10 protein-coding genes are annotated in these 7,305 nt (G+C 36.2%); all 10 read left to right on the top strand.

The window, feature by feature from the left end:
* Positions 1-54 precede the first annotated feature (54 nt).
* The 10 genes from FNN09_RS21385 to FNN09_RS20500 all read left to right on the top strand — a co-directional run bounded on the left by FNN09_RS21385 (position 55) and on the right by FNN09_RS20500 (position 6,886).
* Positions 55-204, top strand: coding sequence for a hypothetical protein (locus FNN09_RS21385; RefSeq protein WP_221932550.1), 150 nt, complete (start codon positions 55-57; stop codon positions 202-204).
* A 9-nt stretch (positions 205-213) separates the two neighbouring features.
* Entirely contained in the window at positions 214-390 is a 177-nt protein-coding gene (locus FNN09_RS21380) for a DsrE family protein (protein WP_255434209.1), read from the top strand.
* 41 nt (positions 391-431) lie between these two features.
* Entirely contained in the window at positions 432-623 is a 192-nt protein-coding gene (locus FNN09_RS20535; protein ID WP_143304368.1) for a hypothetical protein, read from the top strand.
* A gap of 66 nt (positions 624-689) precedes the next feature.
* Positions 690-1,268, top strand: coding sequence for an NAD(P)H-dependent oxidoreductase (locus FNN09_RS20530; protein WP_143304367.1), 579 nt, complete (start codon positions 690-692; stop codon positions 1,266-1,268).
* 669 nt (positions 1,269-1,937) lie between these two features.
* Complete coding sequence (locus tag FNN09_RS20525) at positions 1,938-2,681, top strand: hypothetical protein (protein ID WP_143304366.1); 744 nt, start codon at positions 1,938-1,940, stop codon at positions 2,679-2,681.
* Between the two features lie 678 nt (positions 2,682-3,359).
* Positions 3,360-3,665, top strand: coding sequence for a hypothetical protein (locus FNN09_RS20520; protein ID WP_143304365.1), 306 nt, complete (start codon positions 3,360-3,362; stop codon positions 3,663-3,665).
* A gap of 378 nt (positions 3,666-4,043) precedes the next feature.
* Positions 4,044-4,496, top strand: coding sequence for a hypothetical protein (locus FNN09_RS21375; protein ID WP_221932549.1), 453 nt, complete (start codon positions 4,044-4,046; stop codon positions 4,494-4,496).
* A gap of 3 nt (positions 4,497-4,499) precedes the next feature.
* Positions 4,500-5,000, top strand: a complete 501-nt coding sequence (locus FNN09_RS20510) for an RNA polymerase sigma factor (RefSeq protein WP_143304364.1) — start codon at positions 4,500-4,502, stop codon at positions 4,998-5,000.
* A complete protein-coding gene (locus FNN09_RS20505; RefSeq protein ID WP_143304363.1) occupies positions 4,984-5,640 on the top strand; it encodes a hypothetical protein in 657 nt (218 codons plus the stop codon). The genes FNN09_RS20510 and FNN09_RS20505 overlap by 17 nt, the downstream gene beginning before the upstream one ends.
* 520 nt (positions 5,641-6,160) lie before the next feature.
* Entirely contained in the window at positions 6,161-6,886 is a 726-nt protein-coding gene (locus FNN09_RS20500; RefSeq protein ID WP_221932548.1) for a tRNA-uridine aminocarboxypropyltransferase, read from the top strand.
* Positions 6,887-7,305 lie beyond the last annotated feature (419 nt).

Below are 7,305 nucleotides of genomic sequence, written 5' to 3'. Positions count from 1 at the left end.
AAGCAAGTTTTAAGTGAACTACTGAGTCAGAAATAAAATATAAAATAGATTAATATGGATAAGATCAATATTTTGTGGACTACCACCAATCGTGATACCATTTCAAAGATGATAAGCATGTATAGCGTAAATGCCGTAAAGCATGGCTGGTGGGATACTGTTAATGTTATTATTTGGGGAGCATCGGCGCAGTTAGTTGGATAGAATACAGCCGTGCAAGAAGAGGTAAAGGCCATGATTGCAGGAGGTGTGCGTGTTGAAGCTTGTCAGGCATGTGCCGAACAATTTGGTGTGGCAGATATAATCAAACGTATAGGGGTTGATGTTAAGTATATGGGCGAACCATTAACGGCCTACTTAAAAAATGATGAGAAGGTATTAACGATGTAATTGTGGTTCAATGCTCTTTTGTCTGAATAAATAGTATTGCGATGTATCCGTACCATAATAAAATAAAGCAGCGCATAAAAAACAATGAACTTGTACGTTACGAGTATGTTGATGAATACAATGCTATTCGTCCTTGCTTGTTGTTACACTTTTCAACCGAGCCATATGTAAGGCCCATTCGAAAGCATCGCTTTGAGGAATATGAAAAGATCTTAGATCGTATATCCTTATAAATAACGTGTACGTAACCATTAAAACAGGACATCTTAAGAGTTGAATTGTAACCCATATAACAACCAATGAAAAATATTCTAATCATTAACGGGCATCCTAATAAGGAGAGCTTTTGCTTTGAATTGGCAAAACAATATAAAGCTGGTGCTGATGCTTCAGGAGGAGATTGTAAACTGATTAACCTAATTGATTTAGACTTTTCACCAGTTCTCAAGTATGGTTATCGCAAAAGAACTGAGCTTGAGCCTGATCTTGTTAATATTCAGAAACTCATTAAAGCTGCTGATCATTTAGTATTTGTTTATCCTAACTGGTGGGGTTCGCAACCAGCCTTGCTAAAAGGGTTTATCGATCGTGTTTTCTTACCAAATTTTGCATTTAGTTATCGTGATAATTCGCTGTTATGGGATAAGCTACTAACTGGCAAGAGTGCTCGCTTAATTGTAACAATGGATACACCAACTTGGTATTATAAGCTCATCTACAAGAGCCCTGGACATAATGCGATGAAGAAAGGTGTTTTGGGCTTTTGCGGAGTAAAACCAGTTAAAATAACCAGCTTTAGTCCTGTAAAATCAGCTATTCGCACCAAACGACAGTTGTGGTTGAAACAAGTAGAGCAATTGGGCGAAGCCATGAAATAGGAATGAGTTTTTGTGAAATGTGCGATTCAATTACCTGATTATCACCTTTTGGTTTATTTCTACTGCGTTGAAAAATATCGCCGTAACTATGGCTATGAATCAATTTTTACTTTTTGATTATTGCTACTATCGGCATTATTCAAGCAAGCTTTACACTGCACTCAATTATCGCAATAATTCGCCTTGCCTAAGCATAAAATAGTCAAAACAATTTAAGGCTCATTCCAATGTGTTGGCTCTTTATTATCATCCTTACTGGCCTATATTTTCCATCGGTAAACAGCGCCTGCTTCCAGTTCGGCAATAGAAGCATTGCTGTCAAAGTTATAATCAACCTTAGTATCTATATTGTCGAGTACTGGGTTAGTACACTTCAAGCATAAATGCCAAAGGAGTATTTTGTTTATTCTTCCCCCAAAAGAATCGCTTTACTTTTCATGTTTATTCATCACCGAACAACTAACGTTTAGCATGTAAAACAATCGCTTAGTCAAAAGTCTTGAGTGAATTATCATAAGTATGATGATTGTCATAAAAGGAGGGAGCTACACGTTTTAGCTTTATGATAATAAAAAACAGGTCATCAGCTGGTATCAGGATTGCAACTTTGGCGAGACGCATTCTAAACCAGCTGATGCCTGGCAGTATTAATCTCAAAATTATAATTTTATGTCGAATGTTGACGATTATAATGCAAAATTACTAGAGGCAAAGGCCTTGAGTGATGATCAAGTGAAGAAGCCCTATGTGCCAATGGGTATCTTTTTTCAAGAAGCCGAAGATTTGGCCGTATGGGCGAAAAATGATGAGGCAGAATTAAGTGCAGCGGGTTTGCCTGCTGAAGTGATAGATGAATTACCCGTACTGGTGGGTGCCGCTAGTCAGTCGCAATCAAACTGGATGAAGGAAGTGAAAACGCGCGAGCAAGATGAGCAAGCGTGGGTTGACCTGGAGCCTTTGGCCTATGATTTACGCAACGAGCTCTTGCATGCATTTCGTTATGCTTTTAGAGATCGGTCGGATTTGTTGAGTCAGGTGGCTGAGATAGATGAAGGCGCCGGACACGCTGATATGATACAGGACTTGAATGACCTGGCAGTATTAGGGCGCGATCATTTACCAACGCTAGCCACTATTGGGGTGAGTGAAGAAAAGGTGGAGCAGGCGGCTGTCATGAGTGATCAGGCGCGTGATGTGCGTGCCCGTGCCAATGGTGAGAAATATAGTGAGAACGAAAACCTGACGATACGTAATAAAATGTATACCCTGGTGAAGAATGCAGTGGATGAGATACGGATGTGTGGTAAGTTTGTTTTCTGGCGCAACAAAGACCGCTTGAAAGGCTACAGCAGTGCCTATAACCGTCAACGCCGCCGACGCTACCAAAGTAATGAGGCGAGTGAAATCAATTAAGCGTAACAAGTAAGTTTGTTTGAGCGAAGCGCCAAATTTGTTGAAACAATAAATATTAGTAATAAGTAAGTTAGGTAGGTTTAAAGGGTGCTTGTTAACATAGTTGACAGCACCCTTTTTTCGATGCGTGCAGACGCCTCAAGGAGCGTGCAGACGGGTGATTTTATGTGCAGACGGGCCAAAAGGTGTGCTCAAACGTGTAAAACCCGTGCATGACTACCGCTGCTGCGTGAAAAACGACTAAAAACCGCGTGCAGACAGGTCATTACACCCGACAGACGGGTCCAAGTCCGTGCAATTGGCTATAAAAGGCTGTGCAGAGCAAGCACTTGGCTCGCCAACTTGAATCCAACTATCGTGGGGCAAGAAGCCTGCTTTGATAAACTATTTTGTAAAATTCATCAACGAAAGGCAGCTCCACACACGTAAAATGCTATTTTAGTGTGCCTAAACGGATTATACCTTCACTACCCTTGTTGATAGTTGCTGTTTGGCAATAGCTGAGACAAAGTAGAGGGGTATGGGGTGATATATCTGAGTTGTGGGTAATTAGAGACTGCGTATCAATAGCACATATTCAAGTGAATGTTATTCATTAAAATGTATAGAAGTCCTTATTTAGAATCATTATAAATTAATTGTTATCTTTGTGATTATCTTATCACTTAAAGAAATTACATGGACAACAAGAAAAAACAATTCACAGTTGAATGCGAAGAATTACGGAAGAAGTTCAATCGTAATTTGCCATCCGAAAAATCTAAACCTTCACAAGGTTTATTTTCAAACACTATAGCTATGGCTCAATTGACGACAAAGAGATGTAATTATGTCAGCAATTTTCTAAAAAATGAAATACATGATTTATCGTTACGAAAAGAACACATTCTGTCTGAAAATAAAGAAGATAAAGAGCTAAGTGTTGAATTACAGAAAATGTTAGATGATTTAGTTAATGAAATATCTGTTAAAGCGATTTCATAAACCCAAGCATTATGAAGAATAAAGAGAAATAACATACCCACAACAAACCGCTATAGAGCATAAAGGGTGTAACGCATTTTGGTTGGTTCGTAGCTTCGGCAACCAGCGCCAAATCGCAGATTTGGCTTAAAAAAGAAAAGTTAAAACAAAATATGCACTTTGGCTCCGCTCAATTTGGAAAGTTAGTAAGGTTAAATCCCTTTACGCTCCATGTGGCAGGCCGTTATAATTTAAAATGATTGACCTTAACAAATGAGTAGATAAAGTGGTAAACTTTTCAGTCTGCTTTCTATTTAATAAACGAAGAGTTTCATAAAAAAATACTTAAGGTGTAATATTTAGTCTAGGCGAGCCACTAACTAAATAAAACTTACTACGATGGCAATTAATGAGACCAAAGACTATTTAAATCGGCTACAAGAAAATAGCACGGAAAAAAGAGATATAAAGGTTTATCAAAAATTTATTAGAATTCTAACAAGCATTGAAAGCAGGGGATTGCCCACACATCAAATAGACCTCATTGAGAAGGAGTTGTCTTCTCTTGATTTAAACCAACAAACTAAAAACAGAAAAAAGTACATAAAGAAAAAATTAAACGAGTTTTTGAAATTCCTAGATTCAGAGTTTTCTTTTGTGCTAAAAGGTCATTATGCTAATTATTGTTTGAGCATAGGAATAGTTCTTGGCGTAGCAATTGGCACTAGTGTTTTTAGAGATAGCGGAGGGAGCACCACAGGAATGTGCTTTGGAATGTTAATAGGATATTTCATAGGGCTATATTTAGACAATGAAGCTGCCAAAAATAATAGAGTATTAACTATAGCCTAATAAATGAGTAATGACTTTTATACCTTAAAAATTCTTCCTTATGCAAGTATCATTATTAAGATGTGTAGAGCATATACCAACTCGCAAGAAGATTTTGAAGATTATTATCAAGAAGTGTGCTTGCAAATTTGGCGAAGCCATGGCAATTTTCAAGAGGCATCAAAATGGTCTACTTGGATCTATAGAATATCTTTAAACGTCTGCCTCACGTTGCTCAAAAAGAAGAGAAACAACAAACAGCATTTTGCTTCAGATTATTTACCACCAGAATTAGTCGTGGATAGTTATGCATTTGAAGATGAACAACTAAATCAACTGTACGATGCTATAAGACAATTATCTGAAGTGGATAGAGGGGTTATTATGCTGTACCTTGAAGAAAGACCTTATGAAGAAATAGCTGATATAATTGGTACAAATGCCAATAATATTGGAGTTAGAATTAAACGAATAAGAACACGATTAAAAATAATATTAAACAAAGAGAATGGAAAAGTCAATTGAAGCCATTTGGAAAGAAGGGTTTATAGATGACAGCGCACTAGTTGCTCCAAAATTGAACGACCTTTACAACCAAAAGTCAATACACATTATAGATAAGTTTAAAAGGATGTTTAAAATGAATCTCATTTTAATTGTTTTAGGCTCTTTTATAATACTTGCAGCTAGCTTTGCTGTAGGGTTACCCTATATGGGTGTGCCCATGTTTATAGCCATGAATGTCTTGGTATTTCTCAATAAAAAACTGTTAAATACTTTAATGCTTGTAGATAAAGGCAAAAGCAGTTATGCTTACTTGATGGCATTTGATGCTTGGTTAAAATATCAAGTAAGCATTAATAAAAGATTTTCACGTTTTTTTTACCCATTTATATTCTTGTCACTTGTTCTTGGTTTTTGGATGAAAAAATCAGGCGATCTGCGAATTGGAGATCACTTAGTGAATAAATTACTTATCGCTTATCCAGACTTAATTCTTGTAAATGGAGTTCCTTTATTAGGGGTTATAGGAGTAGTATTTATATCGGTGATTTTAGTCATGCTTGGTGGACGAATTTACGAGTGGGATCTTAAAATAATCTATGGACGGGTATTTAAAAAGTTAGACGAGATAATAATTGACATCAATGAATTAAGAGCTTAAGAGGCTATTAGGCAATATATTAGACATGAGGCACCAGGCTTTTAAGGTTGTTTTCGCAAACTTAATAGTACTCTATCTACGCCAATGTTAAATAACAAAAGTCAATTGAGTATACTGACATTTAAAGAAAGAAAACTATAACTAACAAAACCTAAACAGCTTTAGAACGTAGTCTAGCCAAACGTTATATCGAATTCGAAAAATATCAATAGCGTCCTAAACGTTTTTAATCAAGGCTCAGGATGTCATGTTGGAAACGGGCCTCAGCCTGTGAGCCAAAAAACAGGTTTGAAATGACGGTTAAAAATTGTTTTCTGTTTGAATCCTTTCGAGGTGCGAGAAAGGGTGAGTTTAAAACAATTTCAGTCATGAAACCTAGTTTTTTGAGTGAGAAGGGTGCAGCCTTGACTTTTTTTGCTTCCGTTTTTTGTGTTATGACAAAAAATGAAGTCCGGTTTGGGCGGATAGCCCAATAGAAAAAATAATTAGGACATTATTAGAAAAATAAAATACATTCAGCTTGCAAGAAGAAATACATCATCCAAGAATCAAATGTTATAAATGCATGAGGCCTTCAAGCTCATGTATTTGTATACACACTAATCCTATCCAGACTAAGACTCGTTTTATTATTCTTATGCACCCCAAGGAGCACAAAAAAGTAAAAAACGGAACGGGACGTATGACTCATCTTCAACTTGAAAATTCAGAAATTATAGTTGGTGTCGATTTCACCAATAATAAACGTGTAAATGAAATACTGACTAAAGAAACAAGTTGTTCTTTCTTGCTTTATCCGGGCAAAGATAATTTCAACTTATCGATACGTAAAAGTTCAGAAATAAAATCTTTTATGGGTAACAATCCACACATCTTTATTCTTGATGGTACATGGCCCTGCGCGCGTAAAATGCTTAAACTAAGTAAGAACTTGCAAAAACTAAAGAGAGTGAGTTTTGATAATAAAATCCAATCAAAATTTATTATCAAGCAACAACCGGAATCTCTTTGCCTTAGTACTATTGAGTCGGTTTATACTGTCATAAATTTACTTCAGGTAGGTGAGTTAGAGCAATGCGAGACGAAGGATTTTCTTATCCCTTTTGAAAAAATGCTTGAGTATCAGGTCGAATGTATTCTAAACCCAAACAATAATTCTTATCGTCCAAGTGCGAAAAGAGAAATTATTACAAAGGACATGTATAAGACGAATGTGGCCAGGAATATTATTTTTGAACAAGAATAGATGTAATTATAGAGTCAATAAGGAAGGTAATTAAAAAATCAGCCTTGATTCTCTTAGCTTTATTTCTTTCAATAAGGAAAGGAAAGTAGGTCGGGTTTGGGCGTAAAGTCCAATGGATTAAGTAAATTATATACTATAAATTCACGGTTTTAGTGTAGAATAACCATATAAATAATTGGTGAGGGTGAGTTGTGAGGATAACTGGAAAATATTTTATGAGGTACTAACACCTACCCTTTGTTGATTAATAAACTGACGTAGCCGCCTTCTTAGGTAAATATATTTAGTCAAACCTTAAAAACCCTTGTATTTTGATGAGCTACAATTTTCAAAAGAAGTACTTCCCAATCATTTAACATTTGAAAAAGGGTAAAAAGAATCTGCTCTTTAATTCTATTGAGCATTTTCTTTAAATTGAA

The organism is Carboxylicivirga sp. M1479 (genome assembly GCF_007097485.1).
Classification (GTDB): Bacteria; Bacteroidota; Bacteroidia; order Bacteroidales; family Marinilabiliaceae; genus Carboxylicivirga.
This window is presented reverse-complemented; position numbering and strand designations above follow the sequence as displayed.

Excerpts from the sequence above, each read along its gene's own strand:
- FNN09_RS20525 (WP_143304366.1), top strand. The coding sequence starts at position 1,938 with ATGTCGAATGTTGACGATTATAATGCAAAATTACTAGAGGCAAAGGCC.
- FNN09_RS20530 (WP_143304367.1), top strand. The coding sequence starts at position 690 with ATGAAAAATATTCTAATCATTAACGGGCATCCTAATAAGGAGAGCTTT.
- FNN09_RS21375 (WP_221932549.1), top strand. The coding sequence starts at position 4,044 with ATGGCAATTAATGAGACCAAAGACTATTTAAATCGGCTACAAGAAAAT.
- FNN09_RS20520 (WP_143304365.1), top strand. The coding sequence starts at position 3,360 with ATGGACAACAAGAAAAAACAATTCACAGTTGAATGCGAAGAATTACGG.
- FNN09_RS20535 (WP_143304368.1), top strand. The coding sequence starts at position 432 with ATGTATCCGTACCATAATAAAATAAAGCAGCGCATAAAAAACAATGAA.
- FNN09_RS21385 (WP_221932550.1), top strand. The coding sequence starts at position 55 with ATGGATAAGATCAATATTTTGTGGACTACCACCAATCGTGATACCATT.
- FNN09_RS20510 (WP_143304364.1), top strand. The coding sequence starts at position 4,500 with ATGAGTAATGACTTTTATACCTTAAAAATTCTTCCTTATGCAAGTATC.
- FNN09_RS20505 (WP_143304363.1), top strand. The coding sequence starts at position 4,984 with ATGGAAAAGTCAATTGAAGCCATTTGGAAAGAAGGGTTTATAGATGAC.